The sequence below is a fragment of the Variovorax sp. FG153 genome (genome assembly GCF_057809595.1).
The window spans coordinates 19,299-41,307 of sequence record NZ_JBMDKG010000017.1 but is presented as its reverse complement, the minus strand read 5'-3'; the positions used below and the strand labels follow the sequence as shown (position 1 = coordinate 41,307).

At 68.5% G+C, this 22,009-nt stretch carries 20 protein-coding genes; 8 read left to right on the top strand and 12 right to left on the bottom strand.

Going from position 1 to position 22,009, the window contains the following annotated elements:
* Window positions 1-12: 12 nt before the first annotated feature.
* From ACODT0_RS19380 to ACODT0_RS19325, 12 genes are all read right to left on the bottom strand, one after another.
* Complete coding sequence (locus tag ACODT0_RS19380; protein WP_422095919.1) at window positions 13-1,020, bottom strand: Bug family tripartite tricarboxylate transporter substrate binding protein; 1,008 nt, start codon at window positions 1,018-1,020, stop codon at window positions 13-15.
* A 78-nt stretch (window positions 1,021-1,098) separates the two neighbouring features.
* Window positions 1,099-2,103, bottom strand: coding sequence for a branched-chain amino acid ABC transporter permease (locus ACODT0_RS19375; protein WP_422095918.1), 1,005 nt, complete (start codon window positions 2,101-2,103; stop codon window positions 1,099-1,101).
* A gap of 12 nt (window positions 2,104-2,115) precedes the next feature.
* The gene (locus tag ACODT0_RS19370) at window positions 2,116-3,114 is read right to left on the bottom strand and encodes a Bug family tripartite tricarboxylate transporter substrate binding protein (protein ID WP_489042043.1); all 999 of its coding nucleotides are present in this window, start codon (window positions 3,112-3,114) and stop codon (window positions 2,116-2,118) included.
* Between the two features lie 43 nt (window positions 3,115-3,157).
* Window positions 3,158-4,750 (bottom strand): sulfatase-like hydrolase/transferase, encoded by a 1,593-nt coding sequence (locus ACODT0_RS19365; protein WP_489042042.1) that lies wholly within the window; start codon window positions 4,748-4,750, stop codon window positions 3,158-3,160.
* Window positions 4,751-4,757: 7 nt separating this feature from the next.
* Window positions 4,758-5,618: a branched-chain amino acid ABC transporter permease gene (locus tag ACODT0_RS19360; RefSeq protein ID WP_489042040.1), complete on the bottom strand. Its 861-nt coding sequence runs from the start codon at window positions 5,616-5,618 to the stop codon at window positions 4,758-4,760.
* A complete protein-coding gene (locus tag ACODT0_RS19355; protein ID WP_489042039.1) occupies window positions 5,611-6,330 on the bottom strand; it encodes an ABC transporter ATP-binding protein in 720 nt (239 codons plus the stop codon). Before ACODT0_RS19355 ends, ACODT0_RS19360 begins: the two co-directional genes overlap by 8 nt.
* Window positions 6,327-7,046 carry an ABC transporter ATP-binding protein gene (locus tag ACODT0_RS19350; protein ID WP_057594347.1) on the bottom strand — a complete coding sequence of 240 codons (720 nt, stop codon included), beginning with the start codon at window positions 7,044-7,046 and terminating at the stop codon, window positions 6,327-6,329. Before ACODT0_RS19350 ends, ACODT0_RS19355 begins: the two co-directional genes overlap by 4 nt.
* A gap of 5 nt (window positions 7,047-7,051) precedes the next feature.
* Window positions 7,052-8,305: an ABC transporter substrate-binding protein gene (locus tag ACODT0_RS19345; RefSeq protein ID WP_261213373.1), complete on the bottom strand. Its 1,254-nt coding sequence runs from the start codon at window positions 8,303-8,305 to the stop codon at window positions 7,052-7,054.
* 45 nt (window positions 8,306-8,350) lie between these two features.
* Complete coding sequence (locus ACODT0_RS19340; protein ID WP_057594356.1) at window positions 8,351-9,814, bottom strand: aldehyde dehydrogenase family protein; 1,464 nt, start codon at window positions 9,812-9,814, stop codon at window positions 8,351-8,353.
* Window positions 9,815-9,948: 134 nt separating this feature from the next.
* A complete protein-coding gene (locus ACODT0_RS19335) occupies window positions 9,949-10,956 on the bottom strand; it encodes a hypothetical protein (RefSeq protein WP_057594345.1) in 1,008 nt (335 codons plus the stop codon).
* A gap of 26 nt (window positions 10,957-10,982) precedes the next feature.
* The gene (locus tag ACODT0_RS19330; protein WP_489042037.1) at window positions 10,983-11,522 is read right to left on the bottom strand and encodes a cupin domain-containing protein; all 540 of its coding nucleotides are present in this window, start codon (window positions 11,520-11,522) and stop codon (window positions 10,983-10,985) included.
* A 130-nt stretch (window positions 11,523-11,652) separates the two neighbouring features.
* A complete protein-coding gene (locus ACODT0_RS19325) occupies window positions 11,653-12,597 on the bottom strand; it encodes a LysR family transcriptional regulator (protein ID WP_057594343.1) in 945 nt (314 codons plus the stop codon).
* Window positions 12,598-12,692: 95 nt separating this feature from the next.
* Here ACODT0_RS19325 and ACODT0_RS19320 point away from each other — a divergent pair, with 95 nt between their 5' ends.
* From ACODT0_RS19320 to ACODT0_RS19285, 8 genes are all read left to right on the top strand, one after another.
* Entirely contained in the window at window positions 12,693-14,240 is a 1,548-nt protein-coding gene (locus ACODT0_RS19320; RefSeq protein WP_057594342.1) for an amino acid permease, read from the top strand.
* A gap of 160 nt (window positions 14,241-14,400) precedes the next feature.
* Window positions 14,401-15,549, top strand: coding sequence for a tetratricopeptide repeat protein (locus tag ACODT0_RS19315; protein ID WP_489042035.1), 1,149 nt, complete (start codon window positions 14,401-14,403; stop codon window positions 15,547-15,549).
* Window positions 15,549-17,087, top strand: coding sequence for a L,D-transpeptidase family protein (locus ACODT0_RS19310; RefSeq protein WP_082322186.1), 1,539 nt, complete (start codon window positions 15,549-15,551; stop codon window positions 17,085-17,087). Before ACODT0_RS19315 ends, ACODT0_RS19310 begins: the two co-directional genes overlap by 1 nt.
* A gap of 413 nt (window positions 17,088-17,500) precedes the next feature.
* Window positions 17,501-17,680, top strand: a complete 180-nt coding sequence (locus ACODT0_RS19305) for a Flp family type IVb pilin (RefSeq protein WP_489042034.1) — start codon at window positions 17,501-17,503, stop codon at window positions 17,678-17,680.
* 36 nt (window positions 17,681-17,716) lie between these two features.
* Window positions 17,717-18,205 carry an A24 family peptidase gene (locus ACODT0_RS19300; RefSeq protein WP_489042033.1) on the top strand — a complete coding sequence of 163 codons (489 nt, stop codon included), beginning with the start codon at window positions 17,717-17,719 and terminating at the stop codon, window positions 18,203-18,205.
* Window positions 18,206-18,275: 70 nt separating this feature from the next.
* Entirely contained in the window at window positions 18,276-19,265 is a 990-nt protein-coding gene (gene cpaB, locus ACODT0_RS19295; protein ID WP_489042032.1) for a Flp pilus assembly protein CpaB, read from the top strand.
* Between the two features lie 191 nt (window positions 19,266-19,456).
* Window positions 19,457-20,677 (top strand): type II and III secretion system protein family protein, encoded by a 1,221-nt coding sequence (locus ACODT0_RS19290; RefSeq protein WP_489042113.1) that lies wholly within the window; start codon window positions 19,457-19,459, stop codon window positions 20,675-20,677.
* Between the two features lie 35 nt (window positions 20,678-20,712).
* Window positions 20,713-22,008 (top strand): CpaE/TadZ family protein, encoded by a 1,296-nt coding sequence (locus ACODT0_RS19285; RefSeq protein WP_489042030.1) that lies wholly within the window; start codon window positions 20,713-20,715, stop codon window positions 22,006-22,008.
* Window position 22,009 lies beyond the last annotated feature (1 nt).

Sequence of the window (22,009 nt, the reverse complement as noted above, 5' to 3'; positions counted from 1 at the left end):
CACAGGCGCGGCTCAACCCTCGGCGTGGATGCCCTTCATCAGGATCACGCCGCCCAGCCGCGCGGTGTCGGCGCGCATGCGGCGCGCCAGCGCGTCGGGCGAGCCGGGCTGGGCCTGCCAGCCGGTCTTGAGCAGCGCCTCGCGCACTTCGTCCGTACTGATGACCTCGACCAGCGCGGCATTGAGCCTGGCCAGCGCGGTCTTGTTCATGCCCGCGGGCGCGGCCAGCGCGGTCCAGATCTCGAGGTCGGCGCCGCGCACGTCGGCGTCGCGGATGGTCGGCAGCTCGGGTACCAGCGGACTGCGCTCGGGCGAGGTCACGCCGATGGCCTTGAGCTTGCCCGAACGCACGTGCGGCATCGCGAGCGCGGGCGGCAGCAGCGCGAGCTGGATCTCGCCCGCGAGCAGGCCCGCGATCACCTGCGGATTGCCGGTGTAGGGCTTGTGCTGCGCGGTGATGGCCGAGCGGCTCTTGAGCAGCTCCATGCCCAGGTGGCCCACCGTGCCCACGCCCGGCGTGCCGTACTTGCCGCCGCTGCCGAGGTTGCGCACCCACAGCAGGTGATCGGCCGCGGTCTTGCCGGTGGCGTTGCCCGACACGGCCAGCACCAGCGGCGCGGTGCCGACCATGCCGACCGGCGCGAAGTCCTTCTCGGGATCGAAGGAGAGCTTGGGATTGAGCAGCTTCGCGATCGTCAGGTTGCCGTTGATCAGCGCGCCGATGGTGTGGTCGTCGGTGGCCTTGGCGACCTGGTCGGCCACGATGTTGCCGCTCTCGCCGGGCTTGTTCTCCACCAGCACCGGCTGGCGCAGGATCTTGGCGAGCGGCTCGGCGATGGCACGCGCCAGCAGGTCGGGCGAGGCGCCGGTCGGAAAGCCGACCAGCAGTTTCACGGGCTTGGTGGGCCAGGCGGCTTCGCCGGCGCGCGACTTGTCCTGGGCGCGGGCAAGCGGAGGGAGGAGAGAGGCAGCCAGCGCGGCGGCGCCGCCCTCGAGCAGGCGGCGTTTGGTGATCGTCACGGGAGGAACTCCGGATGGAAGCGGCGGAGCCCTAATTGTAAACAGATCGTTACATCAATGCTGCGGCGCAGCGCGAAATCACGGCTTGCTGGCGACCAGCCGGCGCTGCGTGGGAAACAGCGACCAGCCCCAGCGCTGCTGCGCGAAGCCCCAGAGCCCCTGCTTGAAGAACAGCGTGGCCACGATCGCGAGCAGCCCGAGCCCCAGCAGGTACCAGGTGCCGTAGTCGCTGAGGAACTTGTTGAGCGCCCAGAAGACGAGCGCGCCCACCAGCGGGCCCTCGATGCGGCCGATGCCGCCGATCACCACCATGAAGATCGCGAACGCGCTCCAGTTGACGCTGAAGGCCGCGTCGGGGCTGATGCGCAGGTTGCCGACGAAGTACAGCGCGCCCGCGAGCCCCGCGCCGAAGGCCGCGACGCCGTACACGGCGAGCTTCATGCGCGCCACCGGCACGCCCTGCGATTCGGCCGCCACCTCGTTGTCGCGGATCGCCAGCAGCGCGAGGCCGCGCTTGCTGCGCAGGAACAGGTAGACCAGCGCCACCGCCGCCACCACGCAGCCCAGCGCCATCCAGTAGGTGACGCTCTCGCGCGTGGCCTTGTCGATGCCGCGCAGCGCGGTGAGCGTGGTGCCCGAGCCGCCGCCCACCGCCGACACATTGGCGAAGCTCAGGCGGAACACCTCGGCGATGACCCAGGTGCCGATCGCGAAGTAGCCGCCCGAGAGCCGGAACGCGATGAAGGACACCGGAATCGCGACCAGCCCCGCGGCCAGCGCGCCCAGCGGGATGGCGACGAAGGGATCGAGCCCCGCGAAGTTGCCGAGCACCAGCATCGCGTAGCCGCCGAAGCCGAAGAAGGCCTGCTGCCCGATGCTGACCATGCCGCCATAGCCCGCGAGCAGGTTCCACATCATCGCGAAGATGAAGTAGCAGGCGATCTCGACGAACTCGCGCATCCAGCTCGACTCGCCCCAGAAGGGCAGGCTGGCGGCGACGAGCACCAACGCGGTGCCGGCGGCGAGCGCGCCGCGGCTGGCGGCGGTGGCGCGCTCGACCTCGAAGGAGGAGTGCATGGCCATGGCAGGCACCGTTCAGTCGAGCTGCAGCTGGATGCGCTGCGCCACCGCGCCCCAGCGCGCGTTCTCGGCACGCAAGCGGGCCGCCGCCTCGGCGGGCGTGTTGGCCAGCGGCTCGAGATCGAGCGTGGCGAGGCGCTCGCGCACCTCGGGCGCGGCCAGGGCCTTCGCGACCTCGTTGCGCAGCCGGTCGACCACGGGCGCGGGCGTGCCGCGCGGCATCGCCATCATCTCGGCGAAGACGGCCTCGTAGCCGGGCACGCCGGCCTCGGCCGCGGTCGGCACCGCGGGCTGGCTCGCGAGCCGGTGGCGGCCCGAGACCACGATCGGCACCAGCCGGCCCTCGCGGATCAGCGGGCCGACCACCGGCGACGCCAGGAAGCCGCAGGGCACGGCATTGCCGAGCACGTCCTGCATGGCCGGGCCGGGGCCGCGGTAGGCCACGTGCTGCATCGAGACACCGGTGCTCGACAGCAGCAGCTCCATCGCCATGTGGCCCGGCACGCCCTGCCCGCCCGAGGCATAGCTCATCGGCGTCTTCTTCGCCGCCGCCAGCAGCTGCGCCAGCGTCTTCACGCCGGCCGCGGGATGGCACACCAGTTCCTGGCTGAAGGCCGCGAGCTGGGTGACGGGCACGAAGTCCTCCATCGGCCTGAAGGCCATCTTGCGGTAGAGGTGCGGGTTGATGGTGAACATGGTGTCGGGCCCGACCAGCACCGAGTGGCCGTCGTTGGCGCGCAGCACCTCCTGCATGCCGATGTTGCCGCCCGCGCCGGGCCGGTTGTCGACCACCACGGGCTGGCCCAGCGCCTTCTGCAGCGCGGGCTGGATCAGGCGCGAGACGATGTCGCCGGGCGCGCCGGCCGGAAAGGCCACGACCAGCCGCAGCGGGCGGACCGGCCAGGCCACCGCGTCGACGGTTTCCGTGGCGGCCATGGCCGGCGGCGCCAGCATGCCCAGGCTCAGTGCCAATGCCGCGCCGAGGCGCCGGGGAAAGGGGAGGAAAAATCGCATGCAGTCTCCTTGCTCGTCAGTCTTTTTTTGGGGGGCGCCGAAGTCACCAGGCGCCGATCAGGATCCCGGCCTCGCGCTCGCGCCGGTTCCAGGCCTCGACGGCCGCGGGAGCGATGGTGGGAAAGCGGCGGCGCTCGCGCAGCCAGTCGAACATGCGCGCCAGCATGCGCTCGCGCACCCAGGCGAAGGCCGGGTCGCGGCCGAGGTCGACCAGCTCCCCCGGATCGGCCTCGAGGTCGAACAGCATCGGCGGCAGGTCCTCGACGTGCACGAACTTCCAGCGCGCGTCGCGCAGCATCGTCATGTGGCAGCGCTCCACCGGCTGGCCCAGCGGCAGCCGCACGCTGTCGCGAAAGGCGTAGCTGTTCTCGCACACCACGAAGTCCTTGCCCGCGGCGCGCGGGTCGGCGCGCACCAGCGGCAGCAGCGAGCGGCCCTCGAGCCATTGCGCGGGCTGCGGCAGCCCGAGCGCGTCGAGCACGGTGGGCACGATGTCGATGCACTCGACCAGCGCCGCGCTGGCGCCGCCGCGCGTGGCATCGGCGCGCTCGCGCGGATCGACCACGATCAGCGGCACGCGCACGATCGGTTCGTGGAACAGCTCCTTCTCGCCGAGCCAGTGGTCGCCGAGGTAGTCGCCGTGGTCGCTGGTGAAGACGACCAGCGTGTCGCGGTCCAGCCCCTGCGCGGCCATGAAGCCGAACAGGCGCCCGAGCTGGTCGTCGAGCTGCTTGACCAGGCCCATATAGGTCGGGATCACGGTCTCGCGCACCTCGTCGCGGCTGAAGCTGCGGCTGGCGGTGTCGTCGCGGAAGCCCGCGAGCACCGGATGCGCGTCCCGCCGCTCGGCCTCGCCGCGCACCGCGGGCAGCACGTCGCGCGGTCCGTACATCGCGTGGTAGGGCGCGGGCGCGACGTAGGGCCAGTGCGGCTTGATGTACGACAGGTGCAGCACCCAGGGCCGGTCGCCGGCCTCGCGCATGAAGTCGATGGCGCGATCGGTGGTGTAGGGCGTCTCGCTGTGCGGCTCGGCCACGGCCGCGGGCAGCCCGGCCCAGCGCATCTCCCAGCCGCTGCGGATCTCGCCGCCCGGGCCGCGGCCCGAATTGGCGAAGTCGTGCCAGGGGTTGTCCGATTCATAGCCGCGCTCGCGCAGCCAGTCGCAGTAGGCGTTGCCGCTGACCTTGAAGCCCGGCGGCCAGATGCCGTCGTCGCGCGCATAGGGCTCGAAGCCGCCGTGCATCGCGAGCAGGCCCGCGCCCTGCGAGACGTCCAGGCCCAGGCGCGCCGCGCCTTCGGTGTCGGGCTCCACGTGCGTCTTGCCGACCAGCGCGCAGCGCACGCCGTGCGCGCGCAGATGGTCGCCGAGCGTCTTCTGGCCCACCGACAGCGGCACGAAGTTCCACATCGCGCCGTGGCTGCTCACGTAGCGCCCGGTGTAGGTCGACATGCGCGAGGCGCCGCACACCGCGCCCTGCACGAAGGCCCGGTCGAAGCGCAGGCCGCGCGCGGCGAGCGCGTCGATGTGCGGCGTGTGCAGGCGCGGGTGGCCATAGCAGGACAGGTAGTCGGCGCGCAGCTGGTCGCACATGACGAACAGCACGTTGCGCAGCGGCCGGGCGGAAGAACGGCTCATGCGGACCTCAGCGGGTGCGTGGAAAAAGGCCCTGCGGCCGGAACACGAGCACCGCCAGGAACACGATGTGCCCGAACCAGATGCCCCAGCCCGGATCGAGGCGGAAGCCGACCTGCTGCGCGATGCCGAGGATCATGGCGCCGGCCAGCGTGCCCCAGAACGAGCCCATGCCGCCGATGATCACGGCCTCGAAGGCGAACAGCAGCAGCAGCGGGCCGTCCGAGGGCGACACCGTGGTGCGCATGCCCTGCAGCGCGCCCGCGATGGCGATCAGCACGAAGGCGATGGCGGTCGCGAAGGCATAGACCTTCTTCGCATCGAGCCCCATGAGCTCGGCGATCTCGCGGTCGTCCGACACGGCGCGGAACGACCGGCCCAACGCCGTGTGCGCGAACAGCCATTGCAGCGCGCCGGTGGCCGCGAGCGCCACGGCCAGCACGATCAGCGGCAGCACGCCGAGCGAGAGCGACTCGCCGAACGCCAGGCCGCGCGTGCCGAGGCCGCCGGTGTCGATGGCGCGCGGGTCGGCCGAGAACAGCTCGAGCAGCAGGTTCTGGATCACGATCGACAGGCCGAAGGTGACGACCAGCGAAGGCAGCGGGTCCTTGCCCAGCGTGCCGTTGAGCACCCAGCGCTGCAGCGCGTAGCCGAAGCCGAAGGCCACCGGCAGCACCGCGAGCGCGACCAGCCACGGCGCCGCAGCGCCGGCCAGCGACACGCCCCCGATCACCGCGAAGGCGCCGAGCACGATGAAGTCGCCCTGCGCCGTGTTGGTGAGCCGCATGACGCCGAACATCAGCGACTGGCCGAGCGCGAACAGCGTGTAGAGGCCGCCGAGCAGCACGCCCTGGAGCAGGGTCTCAAGCATGGGCCGCCTCGATGCCGAAGTAGGCCTGCGCGATCTGCTCACGCGTGAGGTCGGCCGACAGGCCCTCGAGCGACACGCGGCCTTCCTGGAAGCAGTAGACGCGGCGCGAGACCTGGCGCGCCATCGTCACGTCCTGCTCGACGATCACCACCGCCATGCCCTCGGCCGTGATGCCGGGCATGGCCGCATAGATCTCGCGGATGACGACCGGCGCGAGGCCCAGCGAGAGTTCGTCGCACAGCAGCACTTCGGGATTGCTCATGAGCGCGCGCCCCAGCGCCACCATCTGCTGCTGGCCGCCCGACAGCGAGGTGCCGGGCTGGCGGCGCTTCTCGGCCAGGATGGGGAAGAGGCCGTAGAGCCGCTGCAGGTTCCACGGGCCCGGGCGCCTGGCGGTGGCGCCCATCAGCAGGTTCTCTTCCACGCTGAGGCTGGGAAACAGCCGGCGGCCCTCGGGTACCAGCGCGAGGCCGCGCCGCACGATCTCGCCGGGCGGCAGGCCGCCGATGGACTCGCCCTTGAAACGGATCGCCTCGCGCGGCGCGCGCACCAGGCCCGCGAGGCTCTTGAGGAAGGTCGACTTGCCCGCGCCGTTGGCGCCGATGACGGCGACGAGTTCGCCGGCGGCGAGCGCGAAGTCGATGCCGAACAGGGCCTGGGCGTCGCCGTAGAAGGCCTGCAGGCCGTGGGTGGTGAGCAGCGATGCGCTCATGCGTCCATCCCCATGTACACGCGCCGCACTTCCGGATCGTTCATCACCGCGCGCGGCTCGCCCTCGGCCAGCTTCTGCCCGAAGTTGATGACGAACAGCCGGTCCGCGAGCGACAGCAGCGCATGCACCACGTGCTCGATCCAGATCATGGTCACGCCGCGCGCCTTGATGCGCCGCAGCTCGCCCACCAGCACCGCGGCCTCGGGCTCGGTGAGCCCGCCCGCGATCTCGTCGAGCAGCAGCAGCCGCGGTTTCGTCGCGAGGGCGCGCGCGAGCTCGAGCCGCTTGCGGTCGAGCAGCCGCAGCCCGCCGGCCGGCGCGTTCGCCTGCGCCATCAGCCCGGTCTGCGCCAGCACCTCGTGCGCCGTGCGCCAGGCCTCGCGCTCGGTCTGCTGCCCGCCGAAGCAGGCCGCGGTCACGAGGTTCTCGAACACGCTCATGTGCCCGAAGGGCTGCGGCACCTGGTAGCTGCGGCCGATGCCGGCGCGGCAGCGCTGGTGCGGACGCAGCCGCGTCACGTCGCGGCCCGCATAGTCGACCCGGCCCGTGTCGGCGCGCACGTCGCCCGAGATCAGGTTGAACAGCGTGGTCTTGCCCGCCCCGTTGGGGCCGAGGATGCCCAGCGTCTCGCCCTCGGCCACCGCGAGCGTGATGCCGTCGGTGACCTTGAGCGCGCCGTAGGACTTGCTCACGCCATGCAATGCCAGCAGCGCCATGGCGGTCAGAGCGCGCGCAGCTTGCCGCCGGTGGGAATGGCCGGCGCGGCTTCGTTGTTCACGAGGGTGAGTTCCACCTTGTACTTCGTGCCCTTGCCCCACTGGCCGAGCACCAGCGGTGTCTTGCTGACGTTCCTGAACGGCCCCTGCCCGCCCCACTTGACCGGGCCGACCACCGACTGGATCGAGGTCGCGGCCACCGCATCGCGCACGTCGGCGGCCTTGAGCGACTTCGCGCGGCCCAGCGCATTGGCCGCCACCTCGAACAGCGCATGCGCGAAGCCGATCGGCTGCGTCCACTGCTTCTTGGTGCCGGCCTCGTAGGCCTCGGCCAGCGCCTTCGCGCTCTGCTTCGTGAGGCTCGACGCGAAGGGATGCGAGGGGCTCCACCAGACCTCGGTCGAGAGGCCGTCGCCGAGTTCGCCCAGCGCCTCGATCGCGCCCGGGAACAGCAGCGCCTTGCCGAGCGTGATCGCCTTCGGTTTGAAGCCCTGCTGCCGCGCCTGCGTGAGGAAGGTCTTGGCATCGGGCGGGATCACCACGCCGGTCACGATCTCCACGCCCTCCTTCTTGAAGGCCGCGATCTGCGCGCTGAAGTCCTGCGTGCCGTTCTGGAAACGGCCCGGGTCGGTGAGCGTGAAGCCCATCTGCGCGAGCGGCTTCGGAAAGCCCAGTTCCTTGTCGCCCCAGGCATTGCCGTCGCCGTCGTTCGGGAACAGGCCGCCCACCTTCTTGTTGGTGGCCAGCGTCTTCCAGCCGCTGGTGAAGTTGGCGATGACGTCCTCGAGGCCCCAGAACAGGTGATAGGTCCAGTCGAAGCCCTTGGCCGGATCGCCCTTGCGGCCGAAGAACCAGGGCTGCCACGGCACCACGCTCGAGATGCAGGGCACCTCGTTGAGCTCGCAGGCATCGCTGACCGGGTTCGCGGTCTCGGGCGTGCCGGCCGTGAGCACCAGCGCCACCTTGTCCTTGAGGATCAGGTCGTTCGCGACCTCGCCCGCGCGGTTCGGGTTCGACTGGCTGTCCTTGAGCACGATCTGCACCGCGTACTTGCGGCCGCCGACCGCGATGCCGTCCTTGAAGGCGGCCTTCATCTGGTCGATGACCCACTTGTCGGCCTCGCCGAAGGGCGCGAGCGGGCCGGTCTGCGGCGACACGTAGCCGATCTTGAGCGTGTCGGCCGCGAACGCCAGCGGTGTCGCGCCCGCGGCGACGAGGGCCGCGCCGGCCTGGGTGAATTGCCTGCGATTGAATGTCATGGCTGTCTCCTGTTCTTGTGTCTGCGGATGCCGCTCTGCCGAAACTCAGCGCGCGAAGTGCGGCGGTATCCGCGCGTCGACGTTGACCCACACGCTCTTGACCTGCGTGTACTCGCGCATCGCGTCGAAGCCCATCTCGCGGCCGTAGCCGCTCTGGCCCACGCCGCCGAAGGGCGAGCCGGGGTTCACGCGCTTGTAGCTGTTGATCCAGACCATGCCGGCGTGCAGCTCGCGCGCCACCTTGTGGGCGCGCTGCAGGTCCTTCGTCCACAGGCCCGAGCCCAGGCCGTAGTCGGTGCCGTTGGCGATGCGCATCGCCTCCTCGTCGTCCTTGAAGGTCAGCACGGTGACGAAGGGGCCGAAGACCTCTTCCTGCGCGACGCGGTCGCGGTACGACTTCGCGCGCATCACGGTGGGCTCGACGTAGCAGCCCTTGGCGAGATCGCCGCCCGGCGACCGGCCGCCCGCGAGCAGCTCGCCGCCCTCGCCTCGTGCCACTTCCACGTAACTCAGCACGCGCTCGCGGTGCTGAGCGCTGGTCAGCGGGCCCATCTCGGTGGTCTCGTCGAGCGGGTTGCCGAGGCGGATCGACTTCGCGAGCGGAACGAACTGCGCGAGGAATTCGTCGGCGATCCGCTCGTGCAGCATCAGCCGCGAACCCGCGATGCAGGCCTGGCCCTGGTTGTGGAAGATGGCCCAGGCGCTGCCGTTGACGGCGGCCTGCAGGTTCGCGTCCTCGAACACGATGTTGGGGCCCTTGCCGCCGAGCTCGAGCTGCACCTTCTTGAGGTTGCCCGCGCTGGCCTGCACGATGCGCCGGCCCGTCGCCGTGCTGCCCGTGAAGGCGATCTTCGCGATCTCCGGATGCTCGGCGATGTACTGGCCCGCCACGCTGCCCAGGCCCGGCAGCATGTTGACCACGCCGGGCGGCAGGCCCGCCTCGGCCATCAGCTCGGCGATGCGCAGCGAACTCAGCGGCGTGATCTCGGCCGGCTTCATCACGATGCAGTTGCCGGCCGCGAGCGCGGGCGCCATCTTCCAGCTCGTGAACATCAGCGGGAAGTTCCACGGCACCACCTGGCCGACGATGCCCACGGGCTCGCGCAGCGTGTAGTTGAGGAAGCCCTCCTCGACGGGAATGGTCTCGCCCTGGAACTTGTCGGCCATGCCGCCGAAGTAGCGGAAGCACGCGGCCGTGCGCGGCACGTCGAGGCGGCGCGAGTCGCGGATCGGATGGCCGGTGTCCAGCGATTCGAGGCGCGCGAGCTCCTCGGCGTTGGCCTCGATCAGGTCGGCGAGCCTGAGCAGGATGCGGCCGCGGTCGGCGGCGGCCATGCGGCTCCACGCCGGGAACGCGCGCTTCGCGGCGGCGACGGCCTTGTCGACGTCGGCCTTGCCCGCGAGCGCGACATCGACGATGGGCGTGTTGTCGTGCGGGTTCAGAGTGGCGAGGGTCTCGCCCGATTCGGCGTCGACGAAGCGGCCGTCGATGAAGAGCTGGTGGCGGATGGAAGCAATGGGCATGAGCATTCCTCTCCCTCCCCCTTTGGGGGAGGGTTGGGGTGGGGGCTTCTTCGAAGAGGGCGCGGGCTCGCGGAGCCCCCACCCCGGCCCTCCCCCAGCGGGGGAGGGAGACAGGCAGGTCAGAACTGCACGGGAATCTCGGGCGACTCGCCCTTCTGGATCTCGTACACCAGGCTCGGCGAGCCGTTCTCCCACACCAGCAGCATCGAGCGCTTGGGGCTGAAGCCCTGGTGGCGGCAGTAGGCGGGCATGGCGGCCATGTCGCCGGCCTTCATGATCACGCGCGCCATGGGCTTGCCGGTGTTCTTGTCGCCGCAGTCCCAGTGGATCTCGTCGGTCATCTGGAAGAACCACTCGACGCGGTCGTTGCCGTGGATGATCGGCAGGATGTGCTCCTCGGTCGTCGGGCACATGTAGCTGTGCTTGACCACCGAGGTGAAGCTCGGGTTCCAGGTCACCTGCGAGCGGCTCAGGAAGCCGAAGAGGTTGAAGGCATGCACCTCGTTCTCGAAGCCGGGCTCGGGATGCAGCTCGGGCTGGTCCTGCGGCACGTCGGCGAAGGCGCGGTTGACCGGCGCGCCGCGCTCGTCGCTGCGCAGGTCGAGGTCGTCCTTCAGGCCCACGCAGCGCTTGGCGAGCTCGCGCGCCCGCGTGATCTTGGCCGTGTTGTTGCCGTTCTTGCGACCGTAGGGCGAGCCGGTTTCCTGCGGCGCGGCGAAGGGATCGAAACTCGCATTGGTCCAGTCGTCGAGCATGGCCTCGAAGGTGGCGCGGATCTGCGCGGTCGGGAAGTTCTCGAGCAGGTCGATGCCCGCGTCCTTCATGGTGCCGTTGAAGCTGCCGGCATAGAGGTCGACCGAGTCGTAGTGGTTGACGGTGCCAAACACGCTGTCGAAGTTGACCCAGCCGTAGAAGAAGCCCCAGGCCACGTCGCGCATCAGCGCGCGCAGGTAGTTGCCCGCATCCATGGTGTGGCTCATCGGCCGGCCGTCGCGGGTCTGCCAGCCGATGTGGACGAAATACTCGTCGCGGCGGAAGCGGAAGCTGCCGAGCGAGAAGTCCTTGTAGCCGAGCGTGGCGTCGGGTTGCGAGGCGATGACTCGGGCGAGTTCGGCGGGTGCGTTCATGGCATGTGCTCCTGGTTCAGTGCTGTTCAGTGCGATTGGCAGATCTCGGCCCACTTCTCGACCGACAGATCGCCCTTGCAGGTCTGCAGCACGATCACGCCGGGGCGCGCGCTGCGGAACTGGTAGGCGGTGTTCTTCGGCAGCAGGCCCTGGTGGCCGCGCGAGAGCTTCATCCAGCCCATCTTCTTGCCGCGCGGCTCGCCCTCGACCCGCACGGCGCCGTTCTTCTCGGGGTCGGCCACGGCCTGGGCCGCGTCGAGCCGCACCAGGTGCACCTCGACCTCGCCATCCATCACCAGCGCGAACTCGTCGTGCGCGCAGGTGAACCAGGGCGAGTGGCCCTCGGCGCGCAGGGTCTCGAGCACGTAGATCTGGTTCTGGCCGAACACCACCTTCTCGTAGGGCCGGCTGTTGTTCGCGATCTCGAAGCAATTGGAGAAGGCGTAGTGGCGCACGTCGTCGGCGATCGGCTCGACGTGGCCCTTCTCGTAGTGGGCGAGCGAACCGAAGCGGGTGCGGTAGGCGGGCCCTTCGTGGACTTGGTGGGTCTGGGCGGTCTGGGTCATGGCGGTCTCCTTGGTTCTGGCTTGGACCGAACTCTAGGAAACAACCGGGGCCGCCGGTAGGGACCAGATTGGAAGAGGATTATTCGCAGACTCCGAATAATCGCCGGGGTTTACCCGGGAAGGCGCGCCCTCACTCGATGAGTTCGGCCGGGATCATTCCGCGCTCGATCAGCGTGGCGTCCCAGGGCGGCACGCGCGTGAAGCGGGTCGCGATGTGCTCGATGAACAGCCGCAACTTGAGCGCGTTGCGCGAGGTGCCCGCATAGACCGCGCTCAACGAGAACGACGAGAGCTGGTGCTCGGGCAGCACCACGCGCAGCTCGCCGCGCGCGATCGCGTCGCCGGCCACCAGCGTGGGCAGGCAGACGATGCCCGCGTGCTCGAGCGCGTACTCGCGCAGCAGGTGCACGCTGTTGGTCAGCAGCGCGGCCGCGAGGTAGATGGTGGTCTGCTCGCCCTGGTGGTGGAAGGTCCAGCGGTCGCGCGTGGGATAGCCCGAGTACAGGCCCAGCTTGTGGCGGTGCAGCTCGCGCGGGCTCGCGGGCGTGCCGTGGCGCTCGAGGTACTCGGGCGTGGCGCACAGCAGCCGGCGCACCGGGAACAGCGGGCGCGACACCAGCTCCTCGGAGGCGGCCGGGAAGATCTGCAGCGCGCAGTCGACGCCGGCCTTGACCGGATCGACCACCGCGTCGCTCACGATCAGCTCGAGGTGGATGTCGGGGTAGATGGTGTGGAACTCGTGCAGCAGCGAGGCGAAGCGCCCGAGCACCATGCCCGTGAGCGCATGCACGCGCAGCACGCCCGAGGGGGTGCCGCGCGCATCGCGCATCTGGTCGACGATGTCGTTGGCGCGGCCCACGAGCTCCACGCAGTCGCGCAGGAAGGCCTGGCCCACGTCGCTGAGCCGCACCACGCGCGTGCTGCGGTGGAACAGCGGCGCGCCGAGGAACTCCTCGAGCTGCTTGACGCGCGTGGTGACCACCGAGTTCGCCACCCGCAGCTGGCGCGCCGCCTCCGCGAAACTCTGCGTCTGCGCGACGCGCACGAAGGCTTCGATGCTCTGAAGGCGGTCCATGGCGGGACTGTACTGTGCGGGCGCCGCGGCCGGACCCCGGGGCGACGCGGGGGCGCACTTATGATCGCCGCCCTCAGACGGGAGAACACAACGACATGGCAACGGACTCCACCGCGCCCACCCTCGCCTCGCGCACCGCCGCCGAGGAGCCCACGCTGCGCCGCGCGCTCGGCACGCGCCACCTGACGATGATCGCCATCGGCGGCTCGATCGGCACCGGCCTGTTCGTGGCCTCGGGCGCCACGGTGTCGCAGGCCGGTCCGGGCGGCGCGCTCGCGGCCTACCTGCTGATCGGCGCGATGGTCTATTTCCTCATGACCAGCCTCGGCGAGCTCGCGGCCTGCATGCCGGTGTCGGGCTCGTTCGCGACCTATGGCGCGCTCTACGTCGACGAGGGCTTCGGCTTCGCGCTCGGCTGGAACTATTGGTACAACTGGGCCGTGACCATCGCGGTCGAGCTCGCGGCCGCGCAGCTGGTGATGCAGTACTGGTTCCCGGGCACGCCGGCCGTGCTGTGGAGCGCGCTGTTCCTCGGGCTGATGTTCCTGCTCAACGCGATCTCGGTGCGCGGCTTCGGCGAGGCCGAGTTCTGGTTCGCGCTGGTCAAGGTGGTGACGGTGATCGCCTTCGTCGCCATCGGCCTCTTGATGATCTTCGGCATCCTGCGCGGCGACCGGCCCGCCGGCTTCGGCAACCTCACGGTCGGCGACGCGCCCTTCGTGGGCGGCCTGCCCGCGATGATCGGCGTGGCGATGATCGCGGGCTTCTCGTTCCAGGGCACCGAGCTGATCGGCGTGGCGGCCGGCGAATCGGCCGACCCCGCGAAGAACATCCCGCGCGCGGTGCGCCAGGTGTTCTGGCGCATCCTGCTGTTCTATGTGCTGGCGATCGGCGTGATCGGCGTGCTGATTCCCTACACCGACCCGAACCTGATCAAGACCGACCTCCACGCGATCGGCGTGAGCCCGTTCACGCTGGTGTTCCGCCACGCCGGGCTGGCCTTCGCGGCCAGCGTGATGAACGCGGTGATCCTCACGGCTGTGCTGTCGGCCGGCAACTCGGGCATGTACGCCTCGACCCGGATGCTGTTCAACCTCGCGAAGGACGGCCGCGCGCCGCGCTGCTTCGCGCGGCTCACGCGCGCGGGCGTGCCGCTCAATGCGCTGCTCGCGACCACCGCGGTCGGCGCGCTGTGCTTTTTGACCTCGCTGTCGGAGAGCCAGGGCGTGTACCTGTGGCTGCTGAACCTCTCGGGCATGACCGGCTTCGTGGCCTGGCTCGGCATCGCGGTGAGCCACTACCGCTTCCGCAAGGGAATGATGGCGCAGGGGCTGGATCTCTCGCTGCTGCCCTACCGCTCGCCCTTCTTCCCCTACGGCCCGCTGTTCGCCTTCGGCCTGTGCCTGGTGGTCACGCTGGGCCAGAACTACGCGGCCTTCACGGGCGGGCGCATCGACTGGATCGGCGTGTTCTCGACCTACATCGGGCTGGTGCTGTTCGTGGCGGTCTGGTGGGGCTACCGGCTGGCGCGCGGCAGCCGCTTCGTGGCCTACCGCGACATGCACTTCCCGGCCATGCTGCGGCCGGCGCCGGGGCACGGGCTGGCGGATGCCGCCGGCGAACCGGAGCGCGGCGCCGCCTGAACGCAGACCCCACCGGTTTCGGTGGGAAGGGCGCCAGCCAGTTGCCTCGAGGAATGGAACGGCGTTGCAGGCACGCCGCAGTGTGTCTGGAGGTTAACCGCCCCACTTACAATCCCGGGCGCATCCCCTTTCCTCTCCTCTCTCACGAGGCCTCGCCGCCATGCCCAAGAGCCCCCTGCGCACTCCCCTCAGCCTGACGCCCGTCGTGCGCGCCCTGTTCCTGGCCGCCGCGGTCGGCGCCACGGCCCTGCCCGCGCTGGCGGCCCCCGAGCACGAGGAAGTCGACCGCCTGATGCAGGCCGGCAAGCTCGACGAAGCCTCGGCCAAGGCCGACGCCTTCCTCAAGGACAAGCCGCGCGACCCGCAGATGCGCTTCCTCAAGGGCGTGATCCAGCTCGACACCGGCAAGCGCGCCGAGGCGATCGCCGCCTTTACCCAGCTCACGCAGGACGCCCCCGAGCTGCCCGAGCCCTACAACAACCTCGCGGTCATCTACGCGAGCCAGAACCAGTTCGACAAGGCGCGCAACGCCCTCGAGAGCGCGATCCGCACCAATCCGAGCTATGCCACCGCCCAGGAAAACCTCGGCGACCTGTATGCGCGGCTCGCGAGCCAGGCCTACAGCAAGGCGCTGCAGCTCGACCAGAACAACACCGCGGTCGCGCCCAAGCTGGCGGTGATCCGCACGCTGTTCGTGCCGGCCGTGCCGGGCGCCAAGCCGACCATGCTGGCGGCGGCGCCCGAGGCACCGCGCCCGGCACCGGCGGCTCCAGCTCCGGCACCCGCACCGGTCGCGAAGGCGCCCACTCCCGCACCGGCACCCGCCGCTGCACCGGTGCCGGCGCCCGCGCCCGCACCGGTCGCCAAGGCCCCCGCGCCCGCCCCGGCACCGGCCCCCGCCGCGGTCGCCAAGGCGCCCGAGGCGTCGCCGCCGGCCGCCGCACCGGCCGCGCCCGCCGCTTCGTCCAGCGCCAACGCGGAAGTCGAATCGGCCGTGCGCGGCTGGGCGGCCGCCTGGGCCGGCCAGGACATGGACCGCTACCTCGCCGCCTACGGCAGCGACTTCACGCCCGGCGGCGGCCAGAGCCGCAAGAACTGGGAAGAGGAGCGCCGCGCGCGCATCGTCGGCAAGTCCAGCATCAGCGTGAACCTCGAGAACCTCGTGATCCAGGTCAACGGACAGTCGGCCACCGCCAAGTTCCGCCAGGTCTACCGCGCCGACAACCTCAACATCTCCAGCCGCAAGACGCTGGAACTGCAGCGCTCCGGCGGTCAGTGGCACATTCGCAAGGAAAGCGTCGGCGGCTAGTGGCAGACATCGTCCGGCGGGGCCGGCCCCAGATCCCAGAACTGCGGCGCGGCGGGAGCCTGCTGGCCGCGCTGATGGCCGCCTCGGCCCTCGTGCTCGCCATGCCCGCCGGCGCCGCCGGCAGCACGAGCAAGACCTCGCATGCCAAGACGACCGGCGCCAAGTCCGGCAAGGCTGCCGCCGCTGGCAGCCGTTCGGCGCAGAAGGAAAAAGCCGGCGCCAAGGAAGCGCGCGGCGGCCGCGAATCGCGCAGCGTGCGCGAAGCCCGGGAGGCACGCGAAGCCCGTGACGCCAGGGGCGGCAAGGCCCAGGTCCGCCTGAAGAAGGGGGCCGTGGCGACCGCGGCCGCCGCGGCGGCCGGCACCGCCGCCGCTTCTTCCGAAGCCCGCGGCGCGCGCAAGGCGCCGAGCGCGGGCGCGATCCAGGAAGCCGGCAATGCCGAGGCGCGGCTGATCGCGATCTACGAACTCTTCGGCCGCGGCCAGGCGCGGCCCGCATTGGCCAAGGCGCGCGAGCTGGTGCGCGACTACCCGAATTTCCAGCTCGCGCAGCTCGTGTACGGCGACCTGCTCGCCTCGCAGGTGCCCGCTGCCCACAGCCTGTCGGACGCCGCCAGCGTGGCGCGCCTGAAGGGCAATCCGGCCATGGCCGAGCTGCAGGAAGAATCGCGCCGCCGCCTGCAGGCGCTGCGCGAACGGCCGCCGCCGAACACCGTGCCCTCCCAGTTCCTCGAGCTGTCCACGCGCAGCCGCTACGCGATCGCCATCGACGCCTCGCGCTCGCGCCTGTACCTGCTCGAGAACGGCGACAAGGGCCTGAAGCTCGTGGCCGACTACTACATCTCGGTCGGCAAGTCGGGCATCGACAAGGCGTCCGAAGGCGATGCGCGCACGCCGCTGGGCGTGTACTTCATCACCAGCAGCCTCGACCCGAAGTCGCTCAAGGACTTCTACGGCGCCGGCGCGCTGCCGATCAACTATCCCAACGCCTACGACCAACGCCGCGGCAAGACCGGCAGCGGCATCTGGCTGCACGGCACGCCCTCGCAGCAGTACGCACGCGCGCCGCTGGCCAGCGACGGCTGCGTGGTCATGGCCAACCCCGACCTGCGCCAGCTGCTGCGCAAGGTGCAGATCGGCGCCACGCCGGTCGTCACCGCGCGCAGCCTGCAATGGATTTCCCAGCCCCAGGCCGAAAAGGACGCCCAATCCTTCACCAGCGCGATCAATGCCTGGAAAGACGCCCGGACCCAGGGAAATGAAGCGCAATTGAAGAAATTCTATTTGCCCGATTTTCAGCGCCAGGCAAAAAAATCGGCCGACGGAATTTCAATTGTTCGCGATGAAGTCGAATACGCCCAGGGCAGGCGTATTCAGTTAAAGGATGTTTCCTACCTCCATTGGCGCGACAGCGAGGACACCATGGTCGCCACCTTCGGCGAGGTGTTCGAGGGGGAACGCAGCGGTCGCATGCGCCGTCAGTACTGGCTGCGCCAGGGCGGCGAGTGGAAGCTCTTCCACGAGGAAATCCTGGGCTGATCCCCCTTCGCGAGCAGGGTCAGACCCCTGAACTTGTGATTTTTTGCGCACGGTCCAACCCTTTCTGGACTGTTACATCTTTGCCGTTCCGGGTCGTGTCACGTAACACGTAACACGTCTGTACCCGTAACGCGCCCCTCGCGCGCACCCCTGTTCCGTAACACTCCCTCCCGTCTTCATGGGATGTCGGTGCACGCCTACAGAGGGAAAAATTCGTTTCCGAACTGTTACCCAGCGTCCTTGACCGACTGGTCAACCGATGTCCGTGGGGGTTGGCAGCCATCGTGCTAGTAGTTCTCGACTAGCACAGCGGAACTCCCTTCCATCGGGTTTGCCTTGTTGATACACAGAGTTACGCCGGATAACATTCGCACCGCCAGCCCTTGTTAACGACTTTTTCTGAAAGGTTAATCATGCTCAACGCTATTACTCGTTTTATTCGCGACGAAGAAGGTGCCACCGCAATTGAATACGGACTTATTGCAGGTTTGATTGCTGCAGTTTTGGTGACCGTGCTCACGGGTCTGGGTACGCAGATCAAGGCCAAGTTCAACGAAATCTTGACCGCAATTGGTGGAACTGCAGCGACCTGATCATTAGTTCAAATGACGGAATCGGCGTCGACATGCTTGATCTGGCTACTCTTCGTCGCCGTCTACGACTTTCGACAACGTCGTGTCCCCAACTGGCTTGTGCTCGCCGGAGCCACCGCGGCTCTGGCGGCGCTGGCACTTGGCAGCAATCCGTTCCAGAGCAGCTGGCAGTCGAGCCTGCTCGGTGCAGCGATCGGATTTGGTTGTCTTCTTTTCGTCTATGCCTTCGGATACATGGGAGCTGGCGACGTGAAGTTCGCCGCCGTCCTAGGGCTTTGGGTCGGTCTCGCCGCCCTGCTTCCCATCTGGATCATCAGCAGCCTTCTGGCCGCTGCCCATGGATTGCTCTGGCTCCTCCTTCGGCGCTGGGCGCTGTATCCCCGACTCACGGCGCTACTTTTTCATCAGCCCACCTCGATCGACGGAACACCCTCCAAGGGACGAACCCGATTCATTCCCTATGCGGCCTACCTTGCGTTTGCGAGCGTGGCGTGGATGTCTTGGGGGCGACAGAACCTCTGGTGATACCGCCCCTGGACACTGGTTTCTCCTCGACAAGTCCTGATTGCCAGCCCACATCCCTTGGCTACTGCCCATGATCAATCTCACCAAAATCCTCGCCGCCATCCTTGTGCTTCTGGCTCTCGCACTCGGGGGTTATGCATGGGTCCTCAGCCGCAAAGCGCCGCCGCCGCCCGTGGCAGCAGACACCGGCGCCACGCCTGCGAGGAGCGCACAGGTGCAGACATTCCCCGTCGTCGTCGCGGCGAAGCCGCTACCTGCGGGCCAAGCGATTCCGGTCGATGCCCTGCGCATCGAGCAACTGCCGATCAATCCGACGGGAGCCTTCAAGGAGACGGCTCCCCTCGCGGGTCGCGTTCCGGTAATCGACCTGGGTGAGGGGTCGCCGCTTCTCGAAGGCCAGCTGGTTTCAGGCCTCTCCTTGCGCGTCACAGAAGGCGAGCGCGCAGTAGCGGTCAAAGCTGACGAGATCATGGGCGTGGGAAACAAGGTCCAACCGGGCGATTTCGTCGATGTATTTCTGATGCTCAAGTCTGACGGCAAGGACATCGACCGGAGCCAAGCACGCCTGCTGCTGTCGCGCAAGCGCGTGCTTGCCTTCGGCAATGCCTCGGTGGACGGTCTGCCTTCCAAGACAGACAAGAGCGGCAATCAGCAGGCACAGCAACGTGCCGAAGCAGCACGAACGGCTGTGCTCGCAGTGCCGGTGGACGATGTCAACCGCCTCACGCTCGGGGAGAACAGCGGTCGCCTGCTGTTGGCCCTGCGCAACCCTACCGACATGTCGGAACCCGATCCAAAATTATTCGCAGAACTGCCCACGGCTTTGCAGCCTGCACCAACCAAGCCTGGTGAGCCGCGCCGGTCCCCGCTCGAAGGGCTGGACCGTGCGCAGGCCGGTGTGACGACTGCCGATTTCGTGACCGGAGGCAAGCCCAGCGTCGTGCGCCCGCCCATCGCGGTTGTTCAACGCGCCCCGTCCGCTGGCAACGGCGGCGGCAACCGTGGCGGACTTCAGGTCGAAGTCATCCGCGGCGACCGCAGCGAAACCATCCGCTATTGAGCTCCGATCAGCGCCACGCCATGCATGCCTCGCAGGAAAAAAACACCATGACGCTTCCACCCCGCGCGAAATCCAATGCCCCGGCCCATGCGCTGCGCCCGATCCTCGTGGCGTTGTGCCTGCTGGCACCGAGCGTATGGCCCGTCGCGTCTTCGGCAGCCGATGCGCAAGCCCTCGCCGCGCGCGCACCAATGCAGCTGCTGCTGGATACCGGTACACAAAAGGAACTGCTCATCCCTAAAGGCATTGAGCGCATGGCCATCGCGGACGAGGCAGTGGCGGGAGTGACGCTCACCCGTCAATCGCCCAACTCCGCAGCCGCGCGTCTGCTCATCACTGGCAAGGCTGCGGGTCGGACCACACTGATGATTTGGGAAAAGGGCCAGCCATCCGCGACCGTCTACTCGCTCGAGGTGCGCCGACGCAGCTCTACGCTTACGGGTTCGCTCGACAGCGTGATCGCGTACCAAGAAGCGCGCGACACCGCAATGGCAGCCGGCGCAGAAAAGTCCCCACTGGTCGATCGCTCCGTTGTCAACGTGCGCAGCAACACCGTTCAAGTCGAGGTGAAGGTTGTCGAGTTCAACCGGAGCGTACTCAAGCAGGCCGGCCTAAATATCTTCAGCACGCGCGCCAACTCGAACGGCTTCAGCTTCGGATCGTTCACACCGGGGTCGCTGAAGTCCGCGACTTTCGGTTCGGACGGAAGCATCAGCGGCGACTACAACAACCCTCTTTCCCAAGCCTTCAGCCTGCTCTTCAACTTTGGCAAGGCCGGCATCGGCTTGAACGTCGGTTTTCTAGAAGGCAACGGGATGGCACGCGTACTCGCCGAACCCACGCTCGTTGCGCTATCGGGCCAAAGCGCCAGCTTCCTTGCCGGCGGCGAACTGCCGGTCCCAGCCCCTCAAGGCTTGGGCACCACCAGCATCGAGTACAAGCCCTTTGGCATCGGCCTGACGCTCACGCCCACGGTGCTGTCCAACGATCGCATCGTGCTCAAGGTCGCACCCGAAGCCAGCGATCTCGACTACACCAACTCGCTGAGCATCAGCGGCGTTGCAGTGCCCGCTATCACCACGCGCCGAGCAGACACCACCGTGGAGCTCGGAGACGGCGAGAGCTTCATCATCGGAGGTTTGGTGAGCCGCACCACGACCTCGAACGCCGACAAGGTGCCGCTGCTCGGCGACATCCCGGTGCTCGGTACCTTCTTCAAGCAGAACAAGTACCAGATGAACGAGAAGGAACTGGTGATCCTCGTGACACCGCATCTCGTGAAGCCCATCGCCCGCGACACTGACCTCACGCCCTATTTGCCTGGTGGTGCGGAGCAACGGGACGGCCCTGTGTGGCGCGCTCACCTGCTGGGGCCTGCCTCCGGTACGACGGTACCGGGCTTCTCCCGTTGAGTGGAACCAACTGCGCACGACCTGTGGCCGACGCCATGAACGCTCCTCGCGATCACCTTCCCGAGACCGGCGCAGAGACGTATGTCTTCGCTTCGGGCAATGGCAGCCACATCACGTGGCTGACAGACGCACTCGGCAAGCTAGGCACAGTGGTGGTTCTACCGCCCGATGCCAAGTCGATCGATGAACGCATCGCCTTGCTCAGCCCCTCTGCGGTCTTCCTCGATTTCTCGGGGGATCAATCGCAGGCGGCGGCGGCTTTAAACCAGCGCTTGAAACGCGACTGGCCGGCGCTGGCAGTGCTGGCGACCGGCATCTCGGTAGAGCCCGCTTCCATGCTGGCCGCGCTACGCGCTGGCGTGGACGACTTCGTCGACATGGCCGCGCCGCCCTCCGATGCCATCCTTACATTGCACAAGCTGCTGGACCGGCGCAGCAGCATGCAGGTCGGAACGCGCGGATGCACTCTCGCGCTGCTAGGTGCACGCGCCGGAGTCGGCGTGACCACGCTCGCGACCAGCCTGTCGCTGCTGCTCAACGACCAACTGACTCAACCTCAAGCGCCGGCCTCCGGACAGCCGCAGACCCGCAATGCGCGCCATGGAGTCGCGTTGCTCGATCTGGGCCTGCCGGCGCGCGATGGCCTTCTGTACCTCGACACGCAGAGCGGCTTCAGCTTTGTCGATGGAGTACGCAATCTACGTCGTCTCGACCAGACGCTGCTGCATACCGCACTCGCACATCACACCAGTGGCCTGGCTGTCTTGCCGCTGCCAGCGACACTCGCGCAAGTGCGCGAAATCTCGCACGCCGACTCTGTCGCACTGATCAAGCGGCTCGGCGACTTCTTCGATTTCCAGATCGCCGACCTCGGGGGCTTCTCGACCATCGACTTCGTGGCGCAGACCGCGAAGGAAGCCCAGCGCTGCTGGGTCGTCTGCGACCAGAGCATCGGCGCCATCGTCTCCACCGCGAACATGCTCAAGGAACTGCGCACACGTGGCCTCGAGACCGACCAGATGTCGCTGGTGGTCAACAAGTTCGACAGTCACGTCGGCCTCGCGGCCAAGGACATTGCCGAGCGGCTCGAACTGCCGCTGCGCCACGTGCTGCCCGCGCGCGGCACGCAGCTGCTGGCGGCCTCGAGCCGCGGCGAGATGCTGGTGCGCACCGCGCGCAACGACCCGTACTCGCAAGCCATCGCGGGCCTCGCACGCGGCCTGCATCAGGAATACACCTCTGGCTCCAGCCCGCAACCGGCGAAGGATCCACGCTGGACGGCGCTGATGTCGAAAGTCACCGGCTTCCGCAATAGCCCTACCCAAGGTTGAA

Excerpts from the sequence above, each read along its gene's own strand:
- ACODT0_RS19375 (WP_422095918.1), bottom strand. The coding sequence starts at position 2,103 with ATGGCCATGCACTCCTCCTTCGAGGTCGAGCGCGCCACCGCCGCCAGC.
- ACODT0_RS19370 (WP_489042043.1), bottom strand. The coding sequence starts at position 3,114 with ATGCGATTTTTCCTCCCCTTTCCCCGGCGCCTCGGCGCGGCATTGGCA.
- ACODT0_RS19330 (WP_489042037.1), bottom strand. The coding sequence starts at position 11,522 with ATGACCCAGACCGCCCAGACCCACCAAGTCCACGAAGGGCCCGCCTAC.
- ACODT0_RS19290 (WP_489042113.1), top strand. The coding sequence starts at position 19,457 with ATGCAGCTGCTGCTGGATACCGGTACACAAAAGGAACTGCTCATCCCT.
- ACODT0_RS19320 (WP_057594342.1), top strand. The coding sequence starts at position 12,693 with ATGGCAACGGACTCCACCGCGCCCACCCTCGCCTCGCGCACCGCCGCC.
- ACODT0_RS19325 (WP_057594343.1), bottom strand. The coding sequence starts at position 12,597 with ATGGACCGCCTTCAGAGCATCGAAGCCTTCGTGCGCGTCGCGCAGACG.
- ACODT0_RS19360 (WP_489042040.1), bottom strand. The coding sequence starts at position 5,618 with ATGCTTGAGACCCTGCTCCAGGGCGTGCTGCTCGGCGGCCTCTACACG.
- ACODT0_RS19315 (WP_489042035.1), top strand. The coding sequence starts at position 14,401 with ATGCCCAAGAGCCCCCTGCGCACTCCCCTCAGCCTGACGCCCGTCGTG.
- ACODT0_RS19345 (WP_261213373.1), bottom strand. The coding sequence starts at position 8,305 with ATGACATTCAATCGCAGGCAATTCACCCAGGCCGGCGCGGCCCTCGTC.
- ACODT0_RS19350 (WP_057594347.1), bottom strand. The coding sequence starts at position 7,046 with ATGGCGCTGCTGGCATTGCATGGCGTGAGCAAGTCCTACGGCGCGCTC.
- ACODT0_RS19365 (WP_489042042.1), bottom strand. The coding sequence starts at position 4,750 with ATGAGCCGTTCTTCCGCCCGGCCGCTGCGCAACGTGCTGTTCGTCATG.
- ACODT0_RS19285 (WP_489042030.1), top strand. The coding sequence starts at position 20,713 with ATGAACGCTCCTCGCGATCACCTTCCCGAGACCGGCGCAGAGACGTAT.
- ACODT0_RS19305 (WP_489042034.1), top strand. The coding sequence starts at position 17,501 with ATGCTCAACGCTATTACTCGTTTTATTCGCGACGAAGAAGGTGCCACC.
- cpaB (WP_489042032.1), top strand. The coding sequence starts at position 18,276 with ATGATCAATCTCACCAAAATCCTCGCCGCCATCCTTGTGCTTCTGGCT.
- ACODT0_RS19335 (WP_057594345.1), bottom strand. The coding sequence starts at position 10,956 with ATGAACGCACCCGCCGAACTCGCCCGAGTCATCGCCTCGCAACCCGAC.
- ACODT0_RS19355 (WP_489042039.1), bottom strand. The coding sequence starts at position 6,330 with ATGAGCGCATCGCTGCTCACCACCCACGGCCTGCAGGCCTTCTACGGC.